We start from the raw sequence: 23,840 nt of genomic DNA on the forward strand, positions 1-23,840 counted from the left end.
GGGATGATCGCTCGCCTTCGCCCCGTACCGTTCGACCTCGGCCCCGTGCATTTCGTGGGCATAGGCGGCATCGGCATGAGCGGCATCGCCGAGATCATGCTCAAGATCGGCTATTCGGTGCAGGGTTCCGACGCCAAGGCCAGCGCCAATACCGAGCGGCTGGAGAAGCTGGGCGCGCGGGTCTTCATCGGCCATGACGCGGCGCATATCGGCGACGGTGTTTCGGCGGTGGTCTATTCGACCGCGGTCAAGACGACCAATCCCGAGATGGTCGTCGCTCGAGAGCGCCGCATCCCGCTGGTCCGCCGGGCCGAGATGCTGGCCGAGCTGATGCGGCTGCAGTTCTCGATCGCGGTGGGGGGCACCCACGGCAAGACGACCACCACCTCCATGGTCGCGGCCATCCTCGACGCCGGCGGGCTGGATCCGACGGTGGTCAACGGCGGCATCATCAACGCCTATGGCACCAACGCCAAGGTCGGCGACGGCGACTGGATCGTGGTCGAGGCCGACGAGAGCGACGGCAGCTTCCTGCGACTGAAGTCGACGGTGGCCATCGTCACCAATATCGACCCCGAGCATCTCGATCACTACGGCGACTTCGACGGAGTGCGGAAGGCGTTCGTGGATTTCGTCGAGAACATCCCCTTCTACGGTTTCGCCGCCGTCTGCCTCGACCATCCCGAGGTGCAGCGGCTGGTGGCCTCGATCGATAACCGGCGGCTGGTGACCTATGGGGTCAATCCGCAGGCGATGGTCCGGGCCGACAATGTCGAGATGAAGCCGGACGGTTGCCGCTTCGATGTGCTGATCCAGCCGCAGGGGTTGGCCGCGCTGGACGAGCCGATCCGGATCACCGGTCTGCACCTGCCGATGGCCGGCTGGCACAATGTCTCCAATGCGCTGGCCGCCATCGCCGTGGCGCGCGAATTGGATGTGTCGGATGAGGCGATCCGCGCGGGACTGGCCGGGTTCGGCGGGGTGCGGCGGCGGTTCACCACCACCGGCATCGTCGGCGGAGTGCGGATCGTCGACGACTACGGCCATCACCCGGTGGAGATCGCCGCCGTGCTGAAGGCCGCGCGTCAGGTGGCCGAGGGTCGGGTCATCGCCGTGGTCCAGCCGCACCGTTTCACCCGGCTGGAATCGCTGATGGAGGAGTTCTCGACCTGCTTCTCGGACGCCGACGCGGTGTTCGTGGCTGATGTCTATGCGGCGGGCGAGGCGCCGATCGAGGGGATTGACAAGGACGCGCTGGTCGAGGGCGTGCGGCGGTTCGGCCACCGCTCGGTGCAGCCGCTCGAGAGCGTCGAGGCCCTGGCGGGTGTGATCGCGGCCGAGGCGAAGGACGGCGATCTGGTGGTGTTGCTGGGGGCGGGGGACATTACGCAGTGGGCCTATGCGCTGCCGGGGCAGCTGGAGGGGCTGGGTTGATGTCCCCCAATCCGCTCATCCCGGCGAAAGCCGGGACCCAGTTCTTTCGCTTGAGCATGGGCGGCCGGGACCACCCTTGGCGGGCCGTCACCTCCACTGAGCACCCAAAACACTGGGTCCCGGCGTTCGCCGGGATGAGCGGAATTTAGAAATGTCGTGGCGCGACACCCTTCCCCCCGTGCGCGGCAAGCTGCTGCGCGACGAGCCGCTCGGGGCGTTCACCTGGTTCCGGGTGGGCGGCCCTGCGGACGTCCTTTTCATGCCCGAGGACCAGGCCGATCTTGCGGACTTCCTGAAGGCGCTAGATCCCGGCGTACCGGTTACGCCGCTGGGCGTCGGGTCGAACGTGATCATCCGGGACGGCGGCGTCGAAGGCGTCGTAGTCCGGCTCGGTCGTGGCTTCAATCAGGTCCAGGTGCTGGATTCCATCAGCATCCACGCGGGAGCGGCCGTGCCAGACGCGATTCTGGCGCGCAAAGCCGCCGAGGCGGGGATCGCGGGGCTGGAGTTCTTTGCCGGCATTCCCGGCACGGTCGGCGGCGCTGTGGTGATGAATGCCGGTTGCTACGGCAGCGAGACGCAGGATGTGATCGCGACGGCGACGGTGGTTGATCGTAAGGGCAAGGTCTTCCTGATGGGAGACGGGTTCGACTATTCCTATCGTCATAGCGCCCTGCAGGATGCCGGACTGATTGTCCTTTCGGCGGTATTCGAAGGAACTGCAGGCGATCCCCCCGAGAGCAAGGCGAAGATCGCCGAAATCACCTCGCGCCGCGAACAGACCCAGCCCATCCGTGAGAAGACCGGGGGCTCGACGTTCAAGAACCCGCCGGGTCATTCGTCGTGGAAGCTGGTCGACGAGGCGGGTTGGCGCGGGAAGCTGTTCAGGGCGACCGGCGGCGGGGCCATGTTCAGCGAATTGCACAGCAATTTCATGATCAATCCCGGGGAGGCCACGGCTGCCGATATCGAGGGTCTCGGAGATGCCGTGCGCGCCGACGTGCTGGCGAAGACCGGAGTGCAGTTGGACTGGGAGATCAAGCGGATCGGGCGGTCGGGCTGAGGTCGATCTCCCCTTCCCCCTCGAGGGGGAAGGGGTCGGGGGATGGGGTGGAGGCAGGCTGCTTCAGGCGTTGGCGCGTGAGGCGGTGTCGAAGTCGTTCGCCGGAGCCGATCCGTTCTCACCTCCGGACATTGTGCCTCCACCCCACCCAACCCTCCCCCTCGAGGGGAGGGCTTTTTGAGGGGCGACCACCGGCATTTTTGCGGGCGAAAGCCGACTGGTTGACCGGCTGTTAAGGACGTTCGTCGCATTGCGGTGACTGTCCCGGAGCTTTGCATGACCCGCCCGTTCGCAGACCTGCACGTCGCCGTCCTGATGGGCGGGCTGTCGTCCGAACGGGAGGTGTCCCTGAGCTCGGGGAAGATGTGCGCCGATGCGCTGGAAGGGCAGGTGGCGCGGGTGAGCCGGGTCGACGCCGGGCGCGACCTGGCCCAGGTGCTGGCCGGGCTGAAACCCGATGTCGTGTTCAACGCCCTTCATGGCGCATGGGGCGAGGACGGCTGCGTCCAGGGCGTGCTGGAGACGCTGGCCATTCCCTATACCCATTCCGGGGTGCTGGCCTCGGCCCTGGCCATGGACAAGGACAGATCCAAGGCGGTGTTGAAAGCCGCGGGCGTCGTGGTGCCCGGCGGCGGGCTGTTCGACCGCTTCGAGGTCGCACGCACCCACGTCATTCCGCCGCCCTATGTGATCAAGCCGAACGCCGAGGGCTCGTCTGTCGGGGTCTATCTGGTGCGCGAGGGCGAGCCGCCGTGCGCGGCGCCGGGCGAGGCGGGCTGGACCTGGGGCGAGAAGGTCATGGTCGAGCCCTTCATCGCCGGCAAGGAGCTGGCCGTCACGGTGCTGGGGGAAAAGGCTGGGCCGCGGGCCCTGACCATCACCGACATCACCCCGACCAAGGGCTTCTATGACTATGAGGCCAAATACGCCCCGGGCGGCTCCAGCCACGTGCTGCCGGCGGTTCTGCCGCCGCATGTGTTCGAGGCGGCGTTGCGGGAATCCGAGCTGGCGCACACGGCCATGGGCTGCCGCGGCGTGTCGCGATCCGACTTTCGTTATGACGATATTAAGGACGAACTGGTCCTTCTGGAGGTCAATACCCAGCCCGGCATGACCCCGACCTCGCTCAGTCCCGAGCAGGCCGCCCATGTCGGGATGGACTATAAAGCTTTGGTACGGTGGATGGTGGAGGACGCCTCATGCCCGCGGTAGTTCGCGGCGGTCGGCGACAGAGTTCGAACCAGCCTGCAAAACGCGGCGCGGCTCCCAAATCCCAGGGACGCGGTCGCGCGCCGCGCAACGCCCAGGCCACGCCCGGGAAGATGGCGGCGCTGGGCCGGCTGGACCTGTCCCCCCGCGCAGTCGTGATTTCGATCGCCGCCGGCGTGCTGCTGCTCGCCGGCGTTCTGGCCACAGGCGCGCGGGCCGAGCGCATCGCCGCCTCGATCGGCCAGGGCATGGACGGCATGACCGCCGGCCTTGGTCTGAAGCTGGAAAAGGTCTTCATCGAGGGCGAGAGCCCTGAGGCCACCCGCGCCATCCAGCAGGCGGTGCAGCTTTCGGCCGATCAGCCGATGACCTCCATCGACCTCGACGCCGTGCGGGGGCGGGTCGAGGCGATCGGCTGGGTCAAGTCCGCCCGCGTTGTGCGCCTGTTGCCCGACACCCTGATCGTCCACGTCATCGAGCATGACCGGCTGGCCGTCTGGCAGACCGGCGGCGTGAACCAGGTCATCGACAGCCATGGTCAGGTCATCGCCGGGGCCGACGCCGGTCGCTATCCGAATCTGCCGCTGGTCGTCGGCAAGGGCGCCGAACTGGCCGCCTCCGAGGTCCTGCCCCTGATCGCCCAACGCCCGCGGCTGGCCAGCCGGGTCGAGGCCCTGGTGCGGGTCGATGAGCGCCGCTGGGACCTGCGTCTCAAGGACGGCAGTTTGATCCAGCTGCCCGCCTCCAACCAGGAGGCGGCCCTGATCCAGCTCGACGCGCTCGACCAGCGCGAACGGCTGCTGGAGCTGGGCTTCGCCCGCATTGACCTGAGAACGCCGGAGGAGGTCGCTGTCCGGCCCTCCGCCGGCGAAGCGTAGAGCGGGGAAGACGTATGACCGGACGATCTGTGGACAAGTCTGTGGATAGCACGGGCCAGAAGGCGGGCAGGGCGCCTGTGGTCGCCGCGCTCGACCTCGGCCAGTCCAAGGTCGCCTGTTTCATCATGAAGGCCGACGGCGTGCGCCACGCCGACCGCACCATCCGCGTCGCCGGGGCCGGGCACGTCCAGTCGCGCGGCGTGCGCGGCGGCGGCATCGTCAATATGGACGAGGCGGCCCAGGCCATCGGCCATGCCGTCGAGCGCGCCGAGCGGGCGGCCGGCTGCCCGGTCTCGGGCGTGGTCGTCACCACCGCCATCGGCCAGATGGCCAGCCATCGCGTCCAGGCCCGGGTCTCGTTGGGAGCCAATCCGGTCGGGGACGCCGATCTGGCGCGGGCCATCGGCATGGCCCTGGCCCAGATCCGCCTGCCCAACCGCCGGCCTATCCACGTCCTGCCTATCGCCTGGTCGGTCGATGGCGCGCGCGGCGTGCACGACCCGCGCTCGATGAAGGGCCATTCGCTGGGGCTGGACCTGCTGGTCGTGTCCATGGCGGAAAGCGCCTTCAACGGCCTGAGCCACTGTCTGGAACTGGCCCACCTCGATCTTCAGGGTGTGGCGGCGGCGCCCGTGGTGTCGTCGCTGGCGGCGCTGGAAGACGACGAGATGGATCTGGGCTGCGTCTGTATCGACATGGGCGGCGGCTCGACCTCGGCCGCGGTCTGGGGCGGGCGCTCGCTGCTGCATATCGAATCCCTCAACGTCGGCGGCGACCATGTCACCGCCGACATCGCCCGCGGCCTGTCGACCTCGCGGGCGGGGGCCGAGCGACTGAAGACCCTGCACGGCTCGGCCATGGCCAACGCCCATGAGGACCGCGAGATGCTGGAGGCCCCGCCGCGCGGCGAGGACGCCTCGGCCGGCCCCATCTTCGTCCAGCGCGCCATGCTGAAGACCGTCATCGCCCCGCGTGTCGAGGAGACGCTGGAACTGTTGCGCGACCGGCTGCGCAACGCCGGTGTCGGGCTGGAGCCCGGCGCGGGCCTGGTCCTGACCGGCGGCGCCAGCCAGCTGAACGGCGTGCGGGAGCTGGCGATCCGCGTGTTCGACCGCCCGGTGCGGCTGGGCAAGCCGCAACGGGCGCCCCACCTGGCGGACGCCGCCTCGGGCCCGGCCTTCTGTTCGGCGGCCGGCGTGCTTCTGCGCGCCGCCTATGGACCGCGCGAGGCGGTTTCCGCCCGCAAACTGATGTCCCGCCAGATTTCCGCCTCGGATGCGCCACGCGTCCACAAAGGCGGGATTGTGGCTCGTGCCGCGGGTTGGTTGCGCGAAAATCTCTGACGGCGGCGGTTCCGCGCATGCAGCGAGCCCGGTTTTTCCCCGACGTGGCGAGACTGTGTCCGGATTGTAACAACCACGGGCTGGATTGGTCGCCAAGAGGACACAATCCCTTGCCGTTGCCCGCTTTGCTGCTAGCGTGGAGGTCCGAAGCAGAATCCGTCGTCCGGCGGGCGCTGCGCATTGCATCCACAACGGTTGGGGCCCAATCACCATGCTTCTCAAGCGCAAGTACCTCTTTGGCACGACGATCCTCGCGGGCGTCATGGCCGTCACGGCTCCGGCCTTCGCCCAGGACCAGCTCCCGGGCGTCAACGTCCAGGGTCAGTCCGACCCGCAAGCCACCGAGATCGACGAAGTCGTCGTCACCGGTTCGCGCATCCGTCGTGACCCGACGAACGCTCCGACCCCGCTCATCCAGGTCTCGCGTGAAGCGCTGCTGAGCACCGGTCAGTCGACCGTGGTCGACTATCTGGCCACCATCCCGGCCCTGTCGAACTCGCTGGTTCCGTCCGACACCACCGGCTCGAACCTGAACGACGGCGGTCTGTCGTTCGCCAACCTGCGCTCGCTGGGCACCGGCCGGACGCTGACCCTGGTCGACGGTCGTCGCCACGTCGGCGCCGCCGCGGGCAACCTGGCTGTGGACATTGACTCCATTCCGCGCCTGCTGATCGAGACCATCGAGATCGTCACGGGCGGCGCCTCGTCGGTTTACGGCGCCGACGCCGTCTCCGGCGTGCTGAACTTCCAGCTGCGCCGCGACTTTGAAGGGCTCGAGATCGACGCCAACTACGGCATGATCAACCAGGACGGGCAGGCCAACAAGCGTATCTCGGCCCTGATCGGCACCAACCTGCTGGACGACCGTCTGAACCTGTATGCCTTCGGCGAATACGAAGACATCGATGAAGTCCAAAGCCTCGACATCGACTGGCTCGAGGCCGCCCACGCCTTCGTCGGCATCGACGCCGATCCGACCAACGCGCGGGACGACGGCGCTCTGGACGCCCAGGTGTTCAGCGGTGTTCGCACCCTGTCGCGTCCGCGCTGGGGCCAGACAACGCTCGCCAACTCGCAGCGTCCCAGCCCGCTGAACGATCCCGACGTGCCGCTGGCGTCCTGTACCTCTCTGACCAGCGCCAACTGCTACAGCCTCGACCCCACCAAGACCTACATCTACGAGGGCAGCACGGCTCGTCTGGCCAACTTCGGCCAGCGTATCGGCAACGTCGGTTCGAACCGCACGCTGAACATCGGCGGCGACGGTGAAAACCCGAACAATTTCGGCCAGGAAAGCCGCGTCGGGGAATCGACCTCGCAGCGTTACCAGGTCGGCGCCAATTTCGCGATCTTCGACAACGTCGATCTGTCGGCTGAATACAAGTTCATCACCGAAGACACCTTCGACGTCTCGCAGCCGACCTTCTTCGACATCTTCCTGAACGACGGCACCTATTTGTCGAACTGGACAAACCCGATCCGGTCGACGGCCGCCTTCGACCTGCGCTATACGGACAACGCCTATCTGCCGCAGAACGTGAAGGACGCGATCACGGCGAACATGGTCACCAACTGGACGGCCAACGCCAACACCGAAGGCACCGCCGCCACCACGACGGCGCGTCAGTGGGCCCGTCACGCCATCTTCGGCCCGCAGCGGACCCAGGACAACACGCGCGAAATCGAACGCTACGTTATCGCGCTGAGCGGCGACCTGGATCAGGTCGGCTTCATCAAGAACATCGACTGGGATCTGTCCTGGGTCTCGGGCGAAGCCCGCAACGAGAACGTGGAGCGCGGCGTTGACGTCCAACGCTTCGCCCTGGCCGCCGACGCGGTGGTCGATACGGCCGGCGTCGTCAACGGCCGTCCCGGCGAGATCGTCTGCCGCGCCCGTCGGATCGAACGGTCGGGGGCAGGTGACCTGGACGACTACTTCCGTGGCGTCTTCGGCGGCCGCACCGCTTACAACAACAACGCCGAGTTCAAGTCCGCGGTCGACAACTGCGTGCCGCTGAACGTGTTCGGCGCCGGCAACCAGAGCCAGGCGGCCCTGGACTATGTCGATGCTCACATCACCGTCAGCCACGTCAACCAGCAGGATCAGGGCCTCGCGGTCATCTCCGGCCAGCTCTGGGACTTCTGGGGCGCCGGCGAGATCGGCATGGCCATCGGCGCTGAATACCGCAAGGAATTCACTGAAGGCGTCGGCCGCTCGCGGACGACGGGCGACCGCTTTCTGTTCCTGAACACCGGCGCGGACTTCCTGCCCGCCGAGTACGAGTCGAAGGAATGGTTCGCCGAACTTTCGATCCCGTTGTTCCGCGACAGCTGGATGGGTGAGTATGCCGAACTCAGCGGTTCGTACCGCTCGTTCGACTACACCACCGCCGGCGAGGGCGACGTCTATGGCGTGAACCTGGTCTGGCGTCCGATTCAGGACATCGCCTTCAAGACCAGCTTCAACACCTCGTTCCGGGCGCCTAACCTGGCGGAAAACTTCGCCGGGGCGAGCCAGACCTTCGCCAACGGCTTCGTCGATCCCTGCACCACGCTGAACATCGCGGCGCAGAACGCGGAGATCCGGGCCAACCGGATCGCCAACTGTACGGCTCTGGCCACGGCCGCCGGCTTCTCCTTCGACTTCGCCGGCGCCACCGCGACCAACGCGGACGACTTCAACCCGATCTACTCCAGCGGCATCGCGGGCATTAACCGGGGCAACCCGAACCTGACGCCCGAAGAGTCGGAAAGCTTCACCTTCTCGACCGTGATCCAGCCTCGCTGGTTCCCGAACCTCAGCATCATTCTCGACTACTATGAGATTGAACTGGACCGCGTGATCGTGTCGCCGTCGGCCCCGGCTCTCGCGGCCAGCTGCGTCAGCGGCTCATCGCTGAACCCCGACGCCTGTAACTCGGTGTTCCGCTTCCACCCGACCATTCCGTTCGGCGTCGGCAACGTTTCGGGTCACCCGACTGGCGGCTTCATCCAGCAGCCGGTCAACCTGGCCCAGCTGACCACCCGTGGTCTGGACTTCTCGGCCCGCTACTCGCTGGACACCGAAGAAGTGTTCGGCCGCAACTGGGGTCGTTTCGACTACCGCGTGGGTGGTTTGTGGCTGATCGAGCAGGAGCAGTTCCTGAACGTGGCCGATCCGACCGACGGCACGGAACTGGGCAGCACGATCTTCTTCCCGCGTGTTCGCCTGACGTCGTCGCTGACCTGGTCGCCGAACGACATCTGGAGCGTCAACTGGAGCGTGGACTGGCAGACTGCCCAGGACAGCACCAACTTCCGCGACCAGATCGGCAACTTCGACAGCCGTCCGTTCAACACCTACGACACCGGCAACTTCGCCCGCCACGACTTCACGGTCCGGTGGAATGCCGCAGACGACCTGTCGATCCGCATGGGTGTGGTCAACGCCTTCGACGCCGAACAGCCCGACTACCTCGGTGGTTCGCTGCTCAGCAACATGGACCCCTACGGCACGCGCTTCTTCTTCGGCTTCAACTATCGCCCCTGGTAAGACCCGGAGGCTTCAAGACGGAAAGGGCGGCTCGCAAGAGCCGCCCTTTTTCGTTGGTCCACACGCTGAAAACTGCGCCCAAGGTTAACGAAATTCGTGGCCTGGGGCGCGACTCACCCTATTCGGTAACACTCTCTTAAGCAGAACGGGCGTTTCCTTAACGCGCTCATAACCAATGCGAAACGGCGGGGTTTTCGCATCGGACTGCGGGGCAGGGTCGGATAAGGTCGGAATAGAATGTCTCTCTCGCTGGTGCGTCCTCAAGCCACGGATCTGAAGCCGCGGATCGTTGTCTTCGGTGTGGGCGGCGCAGGCGGGAACGCCGTGAACAACATGATCGACGCGGGTCTGGAAGGCGTCGAGTTCGTCGTCGCCAATACCGACGCCCAGCATCTTTCGTTCGCCAAGACCGACCGTCGCATCCAGCTCGGAGAAACGATCACACAGGGCCTGGGCGCGGGCGCCCACCCTGAGGTCGGCATGAACGCCGCCGAGGAATCCGCCGAGGAAATCTACGGGCACCTGGAAGGCGCCCATATGGTCTTCATCACCGCCGGCATGGGCGGCGGCACCGGCACCGGCGCGGCCCCCGTCATCGCCAAATGCGCCCGCGACCGCGGCATCCTGACCGTCGGGGTGGTGACCAAGCCCTTCACCTTCGAAGGCCGTCACCGCATGCGCCTGGCCGACGCCGGCATCGCCGAGCTGCAACGCTATGTCGACACCCTGATCGTCATCCCGAACCAGAACCTGTTCCGCGTCGCCAATGAACGCACCACCTTCGCCGACGCCTTCGGCATGGCCGACCAGGTGCTGCATTCGGGCGTGCGCTCGATCACCGATCTGATGATCCTGCCCGGCCTGATCAACCTCGACTTCGCGGACGTCCGCGCCGTTATGTCCGAGATGGGCAAGGCGATGATGGGCACGGGCGAGGCCTCGGGCGAGGACCGGGCCCTGCAGGCCGCCCAGAACGCCATCGCCAACCCGCTGCTGGACGAGACCTCGCTGAAGGGCGCCAAGGCCGTGCTGGTGAACATCACCGGCGGCATGGACATGACCCTGCTGGAAGTCGACGAGGCCGCCAACGCCATCGCCGGCGAGGTGGACGCCGACGCCAACATCATCTTCGGCGCCGCCTTCGACCCGGCCCTGGACGGCAAGATCCGCGTCTCTGTCGTGGCCACAGGCATGGAAGACCTGGCCGCCGTGAAGGCCACGCCGAACGCCGCGACCTCGGTGTTCGACACCCGCCGCCCGACCCCGGCCCATGCCGCATCGCGCGCCGAGCCCGTGCGTCATGACGCCGCCCGGGATCTGGGCCGCGAGCCCGTCCGCGCCGAGGCGCCGCGCCAGGCGGAAGCCGCGCCGATCGTTCCGTCCTTTCAGTCCAGCCAGCCGACCTACGGAACCGCCGCCCGTGCGCCCGAACCCCGTTTCGAGCCGCGCCCGGAACCGGTGATCCACGTGGCCGAGGAACGCACCCTTGAGCCGATCGTCGATCCCTGGGTCGAGGAGTATGAGTCCGCGCCGCGCAGCCGCACGGTCGCCGAGGCCACCGCGCCGGTGGCGCAGGGCGACCTGTATATGGATCGCTCGGCCGCCGCTCAGCCGGCGCCGCAGCATGACGAGCCGGCCCACGGCGACTATGACGACCGGGACCACCGCAAGTCGGGGTGGAGCCTGTTCGGCCGCGGCAAGCGCCAGCCGACCCAGCCGACCTATCCGGCCCCGTCGCGCACGACCGAAATGCGCTCGACCAGCCAGACACAGCCGGCCCCCGAGCTCGGCGAAGCCGAGGATGATCTGGAAATCCCGTCCTTCCTGAGACGCCTGGCCAACTAGGGACCAGGTTCTGAGGAACAGGTTTTAGGGATTAAGGAAGGGCGGCTCGCAGGGGCCGCCCTTTTCGTTTGGCGATGGGGGTGGCGGAGAGTCGGCTTCCGGCGCCAGAACCTGGGTTCCCCCGATCCCTGATGCCTAAAACCTGATCCTCCGCACCTCGCGGGACGGAGAGGGTTACCAAAACCGAAACAATCCGAAACCCGACTTTCATTTCGCCCTTGCGATGCGGCGGCTAGACGGTTGCTGGGGCGAGTTCCGCACTCAGAGGCGGACAGCAAAAACTGCAATGAGTATGAGTTTGTCGGTCAGAATCGACCATCGCCAGAAGACGACCGTCGCCCCAGCGATCATCGCGGGCGTGGGCGTGCATACGGGCGACCGGGTGCGTCTGGCCGTGCGTCCGGCGCCGGCCGGCACGGGCATCGTCTTCGTGCGCACTGACATCAAGGACCGCGACAACCGTATTCCGGTCTCGGGCGAGGCTGTCGTCGACGCCCGCCTGAACACCATGATCCAGAACGCCGCCGGCGTTCGTCTCTCGACTATCGAACACCTGATGGCGGCCTTCGCCGCCCTGGGCGTGTCGAACGCCGTGGTCGAGGTGGACGGCCCCGAATTGCCGATCCTCGACGGTTCGGCGCTGCAGTTCGTCCAGCTGCTGGACCGCGCCGGCTTCCGCCGTCAGGAGGCCCCGGTCCGCTATATCGAGATCCTCGAGCCGATCCGGGTGCAGGAAGGCGACAAGACCGCCGCCCTGCTGCCCTGCGACCGCTATGAGATGCGGTTCGAGATCGACTTCGACACGCCTGTGATCGGCAATCAGGTGGTGGACTTCGTCGTCGACGAGCAAACCTTCCGCGATGAAATCATGGCTGCCCGCACCTTCGGCTTCGCCCATGAGGTCGAGGCCCTGCGCCGCGCCGGTCTGGCCCGCGGCGGCTCATTGGAGAACGCCGTGGTCATCGACGGCGACCAGATCCTGAACCCCGGCGGGCTGCGGATGGAACGCGAGTTCGTCAAGCACAAGGCGCTGGACGCCATCGGCGACCTGTATGTGCTGGGCGCGCCCCTGCTGGGCCGCTATGAGGGCGTCAAGGCGGGCCACCATATGAATAACCTGCTGGTTCGTGAACTGCTGGCCAATCCGCAGGCGTGGCGCGAGGTCACCCGCGTGCCCGAGCTGGCGATGGCGGGCTGATCAGCCCCCGGATCAGCCGAGGCTGATCGCGCTCATCAGCCGGCCGAAGTCGGCTTCACCCTCCAGGTACGCCCGCCGGTTCGAGTAGAACCGCGTCCCGTCCACGCGCGTGTCGTCGCCGGTCCAGGCGGCGTCGGCGACGCCGGCCTGTTCCAGCCGCCAAAGCACGAAGCCGGGGAGGTCGAACAGGCGTTTGTCGGCGCTTTGGCCGGGGGCGAAAAAGCGCGCCCCGCCCGGGTCGTGGTGGTCGAACCGGTCCTGGAAGTCGGCGCCGACCTCATAGGAGGCCTGGGCGATGCAGGGGCCGACGACCGCGACCATGCGGCGAGGTTGGGCGCCGAGGGCCTGCATGGCGGCGACGGTCGAATGGACGACGCCGTCCAGCGCGCCCTTCCAGCCCGCATGGGCCGCGCCGACGACGCCGGCCTCTGCATCCGCCAACAGAATGGGGGCGCAGTCGGCGGTCAGGACGGCGCAGATGACGCCGGGCGTGGCGGTGACTGTGGCGTCGCCCTCGGGGCGTTCGCCCTTCCAGCCGGTCTCGGCGACGCGGGCGACGGCGGAGTGAATCTGGAAACAGGCGGCGAGGTCATCGGGGACGCCGCCCATATGCGCGGCCACCCGTCGCCGGTTCTCTGCCACGGCGGCGGGGTCATCGGTCGAGCCGAGGCCCGTGTTCAGACTGTCATGGATGCCGGTCGAGACGCCGCCCTGGCGGGTGAAGAAACCGTGGCGGAGGCCGGTCCTGGCCAGCAGGGGATGGGTGACGGGGGTCAGCGTCATGGCAATGCCTCAAATCCCGGCACAATCAGCGAGCGCGGCGAGAAGATCGCGCAGGCCTTGAACAGCGCACCCATCTGGTCGTCGGCGGTCAGCCGGGCCAGCTGGCGGTCGACGATCGGGGCGGCGTCGGGCCGGCCGGCCTTCAGCCGGTCGGCGCGGGCCTCGATGCCGAGCAGGCCCAGGAACTCGCCCTGACCCATGGTTCCGGTGACGTCGGCTCCGGCGTGGATCGCGGCCTCGAGCACCGAGGGGAAGTCGGCCCATTGGGTCAGATCCACTTCGCCCGGCGTTTCCAGCGGGTCGACCTTCTGGTGGCGGCGCAGGCCCTGCAGTGTATCGCCGGCCTCGCGCCGGGCGCGGCCGTAGTCGATCAGCAGGGCGGCGCCGTTCGCGGCCCGGATCAGGGCGCCGACGTCCCGACCAAAGGCGGCCTGCTGGTCCGAAATCTCGACCGTCTGGCCGGGTTCGACCGCGAAGTCCGGGCGTTTGAAGCCGCCGGTGATCTTGACCAGACCAAAGGTGAGCTCACCTTCGTCGGTGACGCCGACACGGCGCTCGGCCCAGCCGTCCTCGGTTTTCACAAACTGGCGGGCGGGCAGGCAGTCCAGCACCTCATTGGCGATCAGGATCACCGGCGCGTCGGTCTCGATCCGGTCCAGCGACGCGACCCAGCGGGGATGGATGTCACTCTCGCCCAGCATTCGGCCCTGCGCCTCGCGCAGCGGCGGGCTGGGTTCGATCAGGATCAGGTCGACGGCGCGCAGGAACTCGGGGTCCAGCCGGGCGGCGCGCAGGGCGTCGGCCATCAGGGTTCCGTCGCCGGGCCCGACCTCGACCAGCCGGACCCGCTCAGGCGCGCCCAGCCGCCGCCACAGCTCGACCGCCCACAGGCCGATCAGCTCGCCGAACATCTGGCTGATCATGGGCGCGGTGATGAAGTCGCCGGTCGCGCCGATGGCCGGCCGGGTGGCGTAATAGCCACCCTCCGGGTCATGCAGGCAGCGGGAGACATAGTCGGCCACCGTCATCGGCCCGGTCAGGACGATCTCGCGCGCCAGACGGTCTTTCAGCGACATGGGGCGTCAGGCGGCGACCGGCGGCCGGCTCCAGGCGCGCCAGATCAGCCAGGCCCCGATGAGCATCATCGGAATCGACAGGATCATCCCCATGGTCAGGCCCAGCGGCAGATTCTCGAGGCCGGCGTCGGGCTGGCGGAAATTCTCGAGCGACGCCCGCGCCAGTCCGTAGCCGAACAGGAAGATGCCGGTGACATAGCCGGGCTTGGCCAGCAGCCGCCACTTGTAGATCGCCAACCAGAGGATGCCGAACATGGCCATGCCTTCAAGGCCGGCCTCATAGAGCTGGCTGGGGTGGCGGGTCACGTCGCCGGCGGGGCAGAAGCCGTACATTCGCTCGATGGTGGCGTTGCAGAACCGGACGCCCCAGGGAACGGTCGTCTCCCGTCCCCACAACTCGCCGTTGATGAAGTTGGCGATGCGGCCGAAGAACAGGCCGATCGGCACGGCCGGGGCGACGAGGTCGCCGAGGCTGAGCAGGCGGATCCTGGTCTTCGAGGCGAACCAGACAATCGCCAGCGACACCCCGATCAGGCCGCCGTGGAAGGACATGCCGCCGTCCCAGAGGCGCAGCAGGGCGAAGCGCTCGCCGAGGTCGGCGCCCGTGAACAGCTGTCCGTAGAGCTGCGGCTGATAGAACAGGGCGTACCCCAGCCGACCGCCGAGGATGATGCCGAGGGTGATCCACAGAATCAGGTCGTCGAGCTGGACCGTGGTGACCGGCGGCTTGCCGGGCCGCCAGAGGGCGTTGTCCTTCGCCAGACGGGCGGCGTACCACCAGCCGACGACGATGCCCGCGACATAGGCGAGGGCGTACCAGCGAATGTCCAGCGGACCGATGCTGAACAGGACCGGGTCGAACTCGGGGAATTGCACGGGCGCTCCTGCAGAAGGGTCTTCGCTTGCGGTTTAGCAAGCGCGGCCGCGCCCGTCCCTGAAATTTCCGCAATCACCCGCTGCCGCCCAAATCACGCCATCGGTCGCATCGACAGCAAGGTTTCGTTCACCATATCGGGTGAACCTTCCTTAACGACGCTCGCCTGTGCGAGCCGGAGAGTTCCATGCAGACCCGCAACCCCCTTCTCGACGAGTTCGCCAAGCTGACGACCGGGGCCATGGGCCTGGCCCAGGCGGCGGGGGAAGAGGCCAGGACGGCCTTTCGCGCGGGCACCGACCGGATGGCCGCCGACCTCGATCTGGTCCGCCGCGACGAGTTCGACGCCCTGAAAGCCGAGATCGCGGCTCTGCGCGCCGAGGTTGCGGCGCTGAAGTCGCCGGAGAAGTCGCCTGTAAAGACGGCAAAGAAGCCTGCCACGGGAACGTCCACAGGGCGCGTTCCCCCTCAGGACGCAGTCGGTTGAGCCGAATCTGCGAACCCGCCTACCGTCCCGACATGGGACGTGAGTCGCGCCCGGAGAGTGCCTGATGGACGCCGTACGGCCCGAAGAAGTCGATGTTCCCTACGATCCGCTGGATGTCGTGGAGCACGTCCTGGTGGCCGAAAACCTGCCGTTCGACCGCACCGACGAGGGCGATCTGGCCTTTGCGCTGGCCGGGGACTGGAAGGACTACGAGCTGTGGTTCGCCTGGCGGCCCGAGGGCGACTGCCTGCAACTGTGCTGTGCGCTGGACCTGCAGGCGTCCAAGGCGCGGCGTGGGGCGGCCTACGAACTGGTCGGCCTGATCAACCAGCGCACCTGGATGGGCCATTTCGAGGTCTGGGCCGACGACGGCGAGATCGTCTTCCGCCATTCGCTGGCCCTGCCGATGGGCGAACGCCCGACCCTGGCCCAGGCGGCCTCGATGATCGACGCCGCGGTCGAGGCGGCGGACCGCTACTATCCCGCCTTCGACTTCATGATCCGCGGCAACAAGAAGCCGCAGGACGCGATCGACTCCTGCCTGTTCGAGACCGTCGGCACGGCCTGAGGCCATGAACGCACACGCCAGAGCCGGAACCGTCGCCCTCGTCGGGTGCGGACGGCTGGGTTCCGCCATCCTTGAAGGCTGGCTGAAGACCGGCGCTGTCGCGGCGCGCGACCTGATCATCCTCACCCCGTCGGACAAGCCGTCCGCCGAGGCGGCGCGGGCGCAGGGCGCGCGGGTCAATCCGACCATCGACGTCCTGGTGGAGGCGCGGACGCTGGTGCTGGCGGTCAAGCCGGCGAAATGGCGCGAAGCCCTGACTCCGCTGGTCGGGGTGCTGAACCCCGAAGCCGTGATCGTGTCGGTGATGGCGGGCGTGGCGGCGGCGCACATCAGCGCCTTGGCGGGCCATCCTGTCGCGCGGGTCATGCCGACCACGGCGGTGGCGCAGGGTCGAGGCGTCGCGGCGCTGTGGTCGGTTCACGCCGTCGCCCGCGAGACGGCGCGTGGGCTGTTCGCGGGCATGGCCGAGGTCGTGGACCTGGATCTCGAAGCCCATATCGATGTCGCCACCGCCACGGCGGGTTCGGCGCCGGCCTTCATCCACGCCTTCGTGCAGGCGCTGGCCCGGGCGGGCGAGGCCGAGGGATTGTCAGTGGATGCGGCGACGCGGCTGGCGCGGGGCGCCTTGCGATCAGCCGGGGCGGGCGTCGAGACCGGAGAGGCGCTTGAGACCCTGATCGCCCGGATCGCTTCGCCGGGCGGCACGACGCGGGCGGGACTGGACGCCATGGCGGCGAGCGGCGACCTCGACCGGGCGGCCAGCGCCGCGGTCAGGGCCGCTGTGCAGCGGGCGCGTTCCTTCTAGCGCGTGACGTAGCGGCCGTCCGCCAAATTGCCGGCCAGCCGGCGATAGGCCCGGTCCGCGTCCGCCCAGGTGTTGATGCCGCGCACATCCGCCAGACTGCTGGAATACCAGTCGTACTGGACCGGCAGGGTGCGACCGTCGGCCGTGGTGATCCGGCCCTCGATGGTCGCGCCGCCGATCGAACGGCTGCGATGGCCATCCAGTCCGGGACGGTCGGCCATCTGCTGGAAGGTCGGCCGGTTGGGCCTGAGGTCGGTCAGCACCAGCTCGATCCGGGCGCCGTCGAGGTCGCCTTCGCGGGCGAGGGCGCGTCCGACCAGTTCGGCCAGCCGGTCCGCCTGTTCCTGAACCTCGCGCGGACCCAGTTCCTCGGCCTTGTCCTGAAGGTCGGGACCGAGGCTGACGCTGATCAAGGCGGGCTCGGCCATGGCCGGAGCGGCGCTGAAGGCCAGCACGGCGGCGAGCGGTGCGAAGCTGGCGAGTTTACGCATGATGTCCTCCAATGACCCTGTCGGGATCGAAGGTGGGCTCTACGGCTCCGCTTCGCAATCCTCCCCAGGCGAAGCGTCCGGGGAGGGGGACCGCGCGTAGCGGGGTGGAGGGGTCCTTTCCGCATCGGCCCCTCCACCATCCTTCGGATGGTCCCCCTCCCCCGATGGGGGAGGAATATCAGCCGGGCAGCCGGATCAGCGCCTTCAGCCCGCCCATATCGCTGCGTTCGAGGGTGATCTCGCCGCCGTGGCCGCGGGCCACGTCGCGCGCGATGGCGAGGCCGAGGCCTACGCCCTTGCGGTTCTGGTTGCGCGAGGCGTCGAGGCGGGAGAAGGGCCGGAACGCCTCCTCATGCATGTCTTCGGGAATGCCGGGGCCGTCGTCCTCGATCGCCACCTCCAGCCCGCCTGAGGGCAGGGGACGGGCGCTGAGGCGGACGTGCTCCCCATGAGCGGCGGCGTTGCCGGCCAGATTGGTCAGGGCGCGTTTGAAGGCCAGAGGACGCAGGGTGGCGGTCAGGTCGGCTGGGGCGACCACCTCAACCTCCGCACCGGCGCGGCGGACGTCCTCGGCCGCGGCCGCGAGCAGGTCGGGGATCGACACGGCTTGCGCCGCCTCTCCGGCTTCGCCACGGGCGAAGGCGAGGTATTCGTCGATCATATGCTCCATCTCGTCGAGATCGCCCTGCATCGCCTTGGCGCGCTTGAACGGGGGAGCCAGCGCCAGCTCCAGCCGGAGTCGGGTCAGGGGTGTGCGCAGGTCGTGGCTGACCGAGGCCAGAAGGGCGGTGCGCTGGTCGATATGACGCTGGATCCGCTCACGCATGGCGAGGAAGGCGTTGGCGGCGGCGCGAACCTCGCGCGCGCCATGCGGCTTGAAATGTTCGCTGGTCTCGCCCCGGCCGAAGGCCTCGGCGGCGTCGGCCAGCCGCTCGATTGCGCGGACCTGGTTGCGGATGAACAGGATGGCGACGCTCATCAGCAGGACAGTGGCGATCGTCAGCCACAGGACGAAGATGTGAGCCTGGGTGGCGACGGCGCGCTCGCGCGGGGCGATGATGCGCAGCACGCCCTCGGGCTGCTGCACCCGGATGTCGACATAGGCGGGATACTGGGTCGTCGAGAACCAGAAGGGCTGGTCCAGCCGCGTGGCCAGCGCCTGTTCGAGGGTGCGGTCGACGACGCCGATGGGGCCGCGCTCCTGCTCGCGGGGCAGCACTCCCTCCTCCTGCAGGGCGACCGACAGGGACATCGAGCGCTCGGCCCGTTCGGAGATGACGGCCATGTTTTCCGGCGTCGGGTCGTCGCGCCAGCTCTCGGCGGCCCAGGCGATGTCGCCGGCCAGGCCGTCGGACAGTCGGGCGGTCACCGTCTGCCAGTGCATGTCGAAAAAGGCCCAGGTGACGGCCACCTGCATGACCAGCACCGGCAGGACGATGATCAGCAGCGACCGACCCCACAGCGAGGTCGGCATCCGCCGCTGCAGGAACCGCGGCCAGAGGCTGGCGGGAAGCAGCCTCATCGCCTTCATCAGTCCGGGGCCAGCATATAGCCGACGCCGCGCACGGTCTGGAGGTAGCGCGGGTTCTTGGGGTCCGCCTCCAGCTTGCGGCGCAGGCGGGTGACCTGCACATCCACGGCCCGGCCTGTGATATCGGCGGTATCCGGCGACAGACTCATCCGCTCGACCGCCGAATGGGCGTGGATAGCCAGGGTCTTCAGCAACTGCGCCTCGGCCTCGGTCAGGCGTTGCAGCTTGCCGTCGCGCATCAGCTCCAGCCGCTCCATGTCGAACACCGCCGGTCCCAGCTTGATCTCGCGCGGGGTCAGGGGTTTGCCGCCGGTGCGGCGCAGGATGGCGTCGACGCGCAGGGCAAGCTCCCGCGGGTCGAACGGCTTGGACATATAGTCGTCGGCGCCCCGCGACAGGCCCTCGATCCGGTCGTCGGGATCGCCGCGCGCGGTCAGCAGGAGGACGGGCGTTTTCGAGGTCTCGGCCTTGGAGCGGACCCAGGTGGTCAGGTCGAAGCCGCTCTCGCCCGGCATCATCACGTCCAGCACCACCAGATCGAATTCGATCAGCTCCATCAGACGTTTGGCCGCTGCGGCATGGGCTGCGCCGGTGACGCGATAGCCTTCCCGGGCGAGGAATTCCTTCAGCAACTCGCGGATCCGGTCATCGTCGTCGACGACCAGCAGATGCCGGCCGGCGCCCGCGCCGGCGACCGGGCCGGACCGGCCATGGGAGCGGACGTCGCTCATGCCGAAGCGACCGAACAGCATGTCCAGGCGTTGACCTGAGCTATTCCGGCGGCTCTAACCCGGTGATCAGCGCGGGAGACGATATTCAATGGCCTTCGTTCCTATCGACGATCGTGACGGTTGGATCTGGTTTGACGGCGAATTTGTGCCCTGGCGGGAAGCCCGCGTGCATGTTTTGACCCACGCACTCCACTACGCGTCTTCGGTTTTTGAAGGCGAGCGAATGTACGATGGCCAGATCTTCAAATTGACGGAGCATACGAACCGTTTGTTCCGTTCGGCCGAGGTGCTCGACTTCCAGATTCCGTTCACGGTGGCGCAGATCAACGACGCCTGCAAGGAGACCTGCGTCCGAAACGGCCTGACCGACGCCTATGTGCGCCCGATCGCCTTCCGCGGGTCTGAACAGGTCAGCGTCTCGGCGCAGCAGACGCGCACCCGGGTGGCCATCGCGGTCTGGGACTGGCCCAGCTATTTCGACGCTGAAACCAAGGCGAAAGGCATCCGCCTGTGCTGGGCGCCCTACAAGCGTCCGTCGCCGGAAACCGCCCCGACCGAAGCCAAGGCGGCGGGCCTGTACATGATCGGCACCATCAACCGCCACTACGCTGAGGCCCGCGGCTATGCTGACGCCATGCTGCTGGACTGGCGCGGCTTCGTCGCCGAGGCGACCGGCGCCAATGTCTTCTTCGTGCAGGACGGCCGGCTGATCACCCCGCCCGCCGATGGGGCGATCCTGAACGGAATCACCCGCCAGACCGTGCTGGAAATGGTGGCGGCGCGCGGCCTTGAGGTCGAGGTGCGCCACATCCGGCCGGAAGAACTGGCCGGATTCAGCGAATGCTTCCTGTGCGGCACGGCGGCCGAGATCACCCCGGTGAGCGAGATCGGCGACGATCGCTTCACTCCGGGCGACCTCAGCCTCAGCCTGATGGACGAATACAGCCGGCTGGTGCGGGGCGGCTAGACTGACGGAGCCGGCTTCCGCCGACGCACGGCCCACCAGACGGCGCCGCCGATGACGACGATCGGCAGCAGCACCGAGCCGGCGGTGATCAGGATTGCCAACATGCCCATCGACAGGCCGAAGGCGTCGCCGAGCGCGCGGGCGACCGGGCGCGTCGGGCTGTCGGCGGCCATGACCCCGCCTTGGCGATAGTCGAGCGTCAGCCGGGCCGACTGGACCCGGTCGTTCAGCGCGCGCAGTTCGATCTGCTGGGCGTCGTACTGCTGCTGCAACTCAGCCAGCTGGCGTTCGATTTCGAGCCGCTGGGCCATCGTCCCACCGGACCGCGCCTGAAGTTGGCGAATGCGCTCGGCGAGGGAGGCGGTGGTCCTCGCGCCGGTCGTGGCCGTGTCGATGCCGCGGGTGACGTCCTCGCCGTCGGTGACGGCTTCGTCCAGACGGCCGCCGGCGTTCTGGGCGTCCAGCGCCAGACCGCTGCGGAAGCGGTTGATCCATTCGGGCTGACCGCGCAGTTCCAGCCGTCCGCCGGGCTCGCGCGCCGTCCAGTCGGCCTGGGCCGAGATGACCTGGCAGATGCCGGGCCCGGCCGAGACGCAGGCCAATTCGTGCCGGCTCATCATCTCGGCACCGCGATCACGCGGCAGGGACAGGGCGTAGCTGTAGGCGTAGGCGATCTGCGCCACAGGAGCGAGCGGGGCCGGGCGCGACGCGACCACTGGCGCAGGCGCGACGGGGTTCCGCGCGGTCGTGGCGGCGGCGTCCGCAGGCGCCTCGACCGCCGCGTCGGCGACGGGGGCCGCTTCGGTGGAATACTCTTCCGCCTTGTCACTCGCCGGCGAGCATCCGGCCAATACGATCAGGCCGGCCGAGGCCAGCGTCAGAGCCTTGCGCATCGTCATTCTCCCTGTCCCGTGATGATCACGGTTTCGTGATGACGCGCGTGGATCGCGACGGATTCAGGGCTGGAAACGAGCGAAACGGCGGCTTGCCATAATAGTCTGCGTGGCGTTCAACGGGACGGGGCCGGCGGGGGAGCCGGCGGGGAAATGAGTCCATGTTCAGCCTCCTGAATCTTCAGAGCCTGCTGGGGCTGGCTGTCATCGTGGCGGCCTGCTGGGGCCTGTCGGAGAACCGCAAGGCCTTTCCCTGGCGGCTGGCGCTGGGAGCGATCGCGGTCCAGGCGCTCCTCGTGCTGGTCCTGTTCAATCCGTTCTCACAGGTGTTTCTGGGTGGGATCAACGCGGCCGTCGGAGGCCTGACCGTGGCCTCGGCCAAGGGCGCGCAGTTCGTGTTCGGCTATCTGGCCGGCGGCGATCAGCCCTATTCGGTCGAGAACCCGCCCGCCCTGTTCACCTTCGCCTTCAACGTCCTGCCGATGATTCTGGTGATCTCGGCCCTGTCGGCGCTGCTGTGGCACTGGAAGATCCTGAAGTGGATCACCCACGGTTTCGGCATCCTGTTCCAGCGGACCATGGGTCTGGGCGGCGCCTCGGCTCTGGCGGTGGCGGCCAACATCTTCCTCGGCATGGTCGAGAGTCCGATTGTCATCCGCGCCTATCTGGACAAGCTGACGCGGTCGGAACTGTTCCTGATGATGGTGGTCGGACTGGCCACCGTCGCCGGTTCGACCATGGTCGCCTATGCCGCCATCTTGGCGCCGGTAATGCAGAACGCCGCCGGCCATGTGCTGGTGGCCTCGATCATCTCGGCGCCCGCGGGCGTGCTGCTGGCGCGCATCATCATTCCCGAGACGGCGGGCGAGGGCGGAGCCGGGGCCGACTATGGCTCGGCCCTGAAATACGACAGCGCCATCGACGCCATCGTCAAGGGCACGGCCGACGGCCTGATGGTGGTGCTGAACATCTCGGCGGTGCTGATCGTCTTTGTCGCCCTGATGGCCCTGATCAACGTCATGCTGGGCGGCTTCTGGCTGTTCGACGGCCCGGTGACGATCGAGCGCCTGCTCGGCTGGCTGTTCATGCCGGTCGCGTGGCTGGCCGGGGTCGAATGGGCCGAGGCCGGCAAGGCCGGCTGGCTGCTGGGCGTCAAGCTGACCCAGACGGAGTTCAAGGCCTTTATCGAGCTGGGCAATGTCCCGGCCGGCGAGATGAGCGGGCGGACCCGGATGCTGATGACCTATGCCCTGTGTGGCTTCGCCAACATCGGCTCGGTCGGCATCACGGTGACCGGGCTCAGCGTGCTGATGCCCGAGCGGCGCGAAGAGGTGCTGAGCATGGTCTGGAAGGCGCTGTTCGCCGGCTTTCTCGCCACCCTGATGGCGGCCGCCATTGTGGGCGCGTTGCCCGCCGCCATGTTCCGCTGAAGCCGGAGACCGACTGATGAAACTCTACACCTCCCACCGCGCGCCCAATCCGCGCCGGGTTCGCTGGGTGATGGCCGAGAAGGGGATCGAGGACGTCGAACTGGTCGAGGTCGACATCCTGACCGGCGAGCACAAGACGCCGGAATACCGCGCCCGGGTCGGCGTGCCGCATGTGCCGGCGCTGGAACTGGACGACGGGACCACGGTCTCGGAATCGGTGGCCATCGGGCGCTATCTGGAGGCCCTGTATCCCGAGCCCAACCTGTTCGGCCGCGATGCCCGCGAACAGGCGGTGATCGAGATGTGGACCCGCAGGTGCGAATTCTATCTGGCCAATCCGATCATGCTGAGCGTGCGCCACTCCCACCCGGCTCTGGCCGCGCTGGAGGCGGTCCAGATTCCGCAGCTGGCCGAGTACAACCGGGTCGCGGCCGAGAAATTCATGAAGACGCTGGACCGGCGGCTGGCCGACCATGAGTTCGTGGCCGCGGACCGGTTCACCATCGCCGACATCGTCGCCGTGGTCGGTCTGGATTTCGCCCGGCTGATCAAATACCGGCCGCCGGAGGAGCTGACCCATCTGGCGCGCTGGCTGGCGGACTGCCGGGCGCGGCCCGCGGCGGCGGCGGGCGCCTAGAACGAAATCGGGCTAGAGCGTGGCCCGTTTTGTTGGAATCGGGATTCCCAAATCGGTGGTGATCT

At 67.8% G+C, this 23,840-nt stretch carries 21 protein-coding genes; 14 read left to right on the top strand and 7 right to left on the bottom strand.

The annotated features are described in order from the left end of the window. Window positions 1-3 precede the first annotated feature (3 nt). The 8 genes from murC to lpxC all read left to right on the top strand — a co-directional run bounded on the left by murC (window position 4) and on the right by lpxC (window position 12,502). Entirely contained in the window at window positions 4-1,434 is a 1,431-nt protein-coding gene (gene murC / locus ACTIEW_RS02290) for a UDP-N-acetylmuramate--L-alanine ligase (RefSeq protein ID WP_439476275.1), read from the top strand. 151 nt (window positions 1,435-1,585) lie between these two features. Then, window positions 1,586-2,497 (top strand): UDP-N-acetylmuramate dehydrogenase, encoded by a 912-nt coding sequence (murB, locus tag ACTIEW_RS02295; RefSeq protein ID WP_439476276.1) that lies wholly within the window; start codon window positions 1,586-1,588, stop codon window positions 2,495-2,497. Between the two features lie 276 nt (window positions 2,498-2,773). Then, window positions 2,774-3,709: a D-alanine--D-alanine ligase gene (locus ACTIEW_RS02300; protein ID WP_439476277.1), complete on the top strand. Its 936-nt coding sequence runs from the start codon at window positions 2,774-2,776 to the stop codon at window positions 3,707-3,709. Further along, window positions 3,697-4,584 carry a cell division protein FtsQ/DivIB gene (locus ACTIEW_RS02305; RefSeq protein ID WP_439476278.1) on the top strand — a complete coding sequence of 296 codons (888 nt, stop codon included), beginning with the start codon at window positions 3,697-3,699 and terminating at the stop codon, window positions 4,582-4,584. Before ACTIEW_RS02300 ends, ACTIEW_RS02305 begins: the two co-directional genes overlap by 13 nt. Window positions 4,585-4,598: 14 nt before the next feature. Beyond that, window positions 4,599-5,927, top strand: coding sequence for a cell division protein FtsA (gene ftsA, locus ACTIEW_RS02310; RefSeq protein WP_439476279.1), 1,329 nt, complete (start codon window positions 4,599-4,601; stop codon window positions 5,925-5,927). A 211-nt stretch (window positions 5,928-6,138) separates the two neighbouring features. Beyond that, window positions 6,139-9,459 carry a TonB-dependent receptor domain-containing protein gene (locus ACTIEW_RS02315; protein ID WP_439476280.1) on the top strand — a complete coding sequence of 1,107 codons (3,321 nt, stop codon included), beginning with the start codon at window positions 6,139-6,141 and terminating at the stop codon, window positions 9,457-9,459. Between the two features lie 237 nt (window positions 9,460-9,696). Further along, window positions 9,697-11,304: a cell division protein FtsZ gene (ftsZ, locus tag ACTIEW_RS02320; RefSeq protein WP_439476281.1), complete on the top strand. Its 1,608-nt coding sequence runs from the start codon at window positions 9,697-9,699 to the stop codon at window positions 11,302-11,304. Between the two features lie 292 nt (window positions 11,305-11,596). Then, a complete protein-coding gene (gene lpxC, locus ACTIEW_RS02325) occupies window positions 11,597-12,502 on the top strand; it encodes a UDP-3-O-acyl-N-acetylglucosamine deacetylase (RefSeq protein ID WP_439476312.1) in 906 nt (301 codons plus the stop codon). Window positions 12,503-12,514: 12 nt separating this feature from the next. On the opposite strand, the gene pgeF is transcribed toward lpxC, so the two are convergent. Genes pgeF through lgt form a run of 3 tightly spaced genes read right to left on the bottom strand, consistent with a single transcriptional unit; the run spans window position 12,515 to window position 15,237 of the window. Further along, a complete protein-coding gene (pgeF, locus tag ACTIEW_RS02330) occupies window positions 12,515-13,285 on the bottom strand; it encodes a peptidoglycan editing factor PgeF (protein ID WP_439476282.1) in 771 nt (256 codons plus the stop codon). Further along, a complete protein-coding gene (locus tag ACTIEW_RS02335) occupies window positions 13,282-14,361 on the bottom strand; it encodes a class I SAM-dependent methyltransferase (RefSeq protein WP_439476283.1) in 1,080 nt (359 codons plus the stop codon). Before ACTIEW_RS02335 ends, pgeF begins: the two co-directional genes overlap by 4 nt. A gap of 6 nt (window positions 14,362-14,367) precedes the next feature. Continuing rightward, window positions 14,368-15,237 carry a prolipoprotein diacylglyceryl transferase gene (gene lgt / locus ACTIEW_RS02340; RefSeq protein ID WP_439476284.1) on the bottom strand — a complete coding sequence of 290 codons (870 nt, stop codon included), beginning with the start codon at window positions 15,235-15,237 and terminating at the stop codon, window positions 14,368-14,370. A 185-nt stretch (window positions 15,238-15,422) separates the two neighbouring features. On the opposite strand from lgt, the gene ACTIEW_RS02345 reads away from it, so the two are divergent. The 3 genes from ACTIEW_RS02345 to ACTIEW_RS02355 all read left to right on the top strand — a co-directional run bounded on the left by ACTIEW_RS02345 (window position 15,423) and on the right by ACTIEW_RS02355 (window position 17,095). Next, complete coding sequence (locus ACTIEW_RS02345) at window positions 15,423-15,722, top strand: accessory factor UbiK family protein (RefSeq protein ID WP_439476285.1); 300 nt, start codon at window positions 15,423-15,425, stop codon at window positions 15,720-15,722. Between the two features lie 64 nt (window positions 15,723-15,786). Beyond that, complete coding sequence (locus ACTIEW_RS02350) at window positions 15,787-16,290, top strand: YbjN domain-containing protein (RefSeq protein ID WP_439476286.1); 504 nt, start codon at window positions 15,787-15,789, stop codon at window positions 16,288-16,290. 4 nt (window positions 16,291-16,294) lie between these two features. Continuing rightward, a complete protein-coding gene (locus ACTIEW_RS02355) occupies window positions 16,295-17,095 on the top strand; it encodes a pyrroline-5-carboxylate reductase family protein (RefSeq protein WP_439476287.1) in 801 nt (266 codons plus the stop codon). On the opposite strand, the gene ACTIEW_RS02360 is transcribed toward ACTIEW_RS02355, so the two are convergent. The 3 genes from ACTIEW_RS02360 to ACTIEW_RS02370 all read right to left on the bottom strand — a co-directional run bounded on the left by ACTIEW_RS02360 (window position 17,092) and on the right by ACTIEW_RS02370 (window position 19,848). Next, entirely contained in the window at window positions 17,092-17,586 is a 495-nt protein-coding gene (locus ACTIEW_RS02360; protein ID WP_439476288.1) for a hypothetical protein, read from the bottom strand. The two genes, ACTIEW_RS02355 and ACTIEW_RS02360, sit on opposite strands and share 4 nt — an antisense overlap. A 178-nt stretch (window positions 17,587-17,764) precedes the next feature. Then, window positions 17,765-19,108: an ATP-binding protein gene (locus ACTIEW_RS02365; protein ID WP_439476289.1), complete on the bottom strand. Its 1,344-nt coding sequence runs from the start codon at window positions 19,106-19,108 to the stop codon at window positions 17,765-17,767. Between the two features lie 8 nt (window positions 19,109-19,116). After that, window positions 19,117-19,848: a response regulator gene (locus tag ACTIEW_RS02370; RefSeq protein WP_292066929.1), complete on the bottom strand. Its 732-nt coding sequence runs from the start codon at window positions 19,846-19,848 to the stop codon at window positions 19,117-19,119. 88 nt (window positions 19,849-19,936) lie between these two features. Between ACTIEW_RS02370 and ACTIEW_RS02375 the strand changes: the two genes are divergently transcribed. Beyond that, a complete protein-coding gene (locus tag ACTIEW_RS02375) occupies window positions 19,937-20,815 on the top strand; it encodes a branched-chain amino acid aminotransferase (RefSeq protein WP_439476290.1) in 879 nt (292 codons plus the stop codon). Here ACTIEW_RS02375 and ACTIEW_RS02380 read toward each other — a convergent pair. Next, the gene (locus ACTIEW_RS02380) at window positions 20,812-21,708 is read right to left on the bottom strand and encodes a DUF4349 domain-containing protein (protein WP_439476291.1); all 897 of its coding nucleotides are present in this window, start codon (window positions 21,706-21,708) and stop codon (window positions 20,812-20,814) included. The two genes, ACTIEW_RS02375 and ACTIEW_RS02380, sit on opposite strands and share 4 nt — an antisense overlap. 161 nt (window positions 21,709-21,869) lie before the next feature. On the opposite strand from ACTIEW_RS02380, the gene ACTIEW_RS02385 reads away from it, so the two are divergent. Continuing rightward, a complete protein-coding gene (locus ACTIEW_RS02385) occupies window positions 21,870-23,138 on the top strand; it encodes a NupC/NupG family nucleoside CNT transporter (RefSeq protein ID WP_439476292.1) in 1,269 nt (422 codons plus the stop codon). 16 nt (window positions 23,139-23,154) lie between these two features. Next, window positions 23,155-23,775, top strand: coding sequence for a glutathione S-transferase family protein (locus ACTIEW_RS02390; RefSeq protein WP_439476293.1), 621 nt, complete (start codon window positions 23,155-23,157; stop codon window positions 23,773-23,775). Window positions 23,776-23,840 lie beyond the last annotated feature (65 nt).

Origin of the sequence: Brevundimonas sp., assembly GCF_051860745.1 — a bacterium.
Classification (GTDB): domain Bacteria; phylum Pseudomonadota; class Alphaproteobacteria; order Caulobacterales; family Caulobacteraceae; genus Brevundimonas.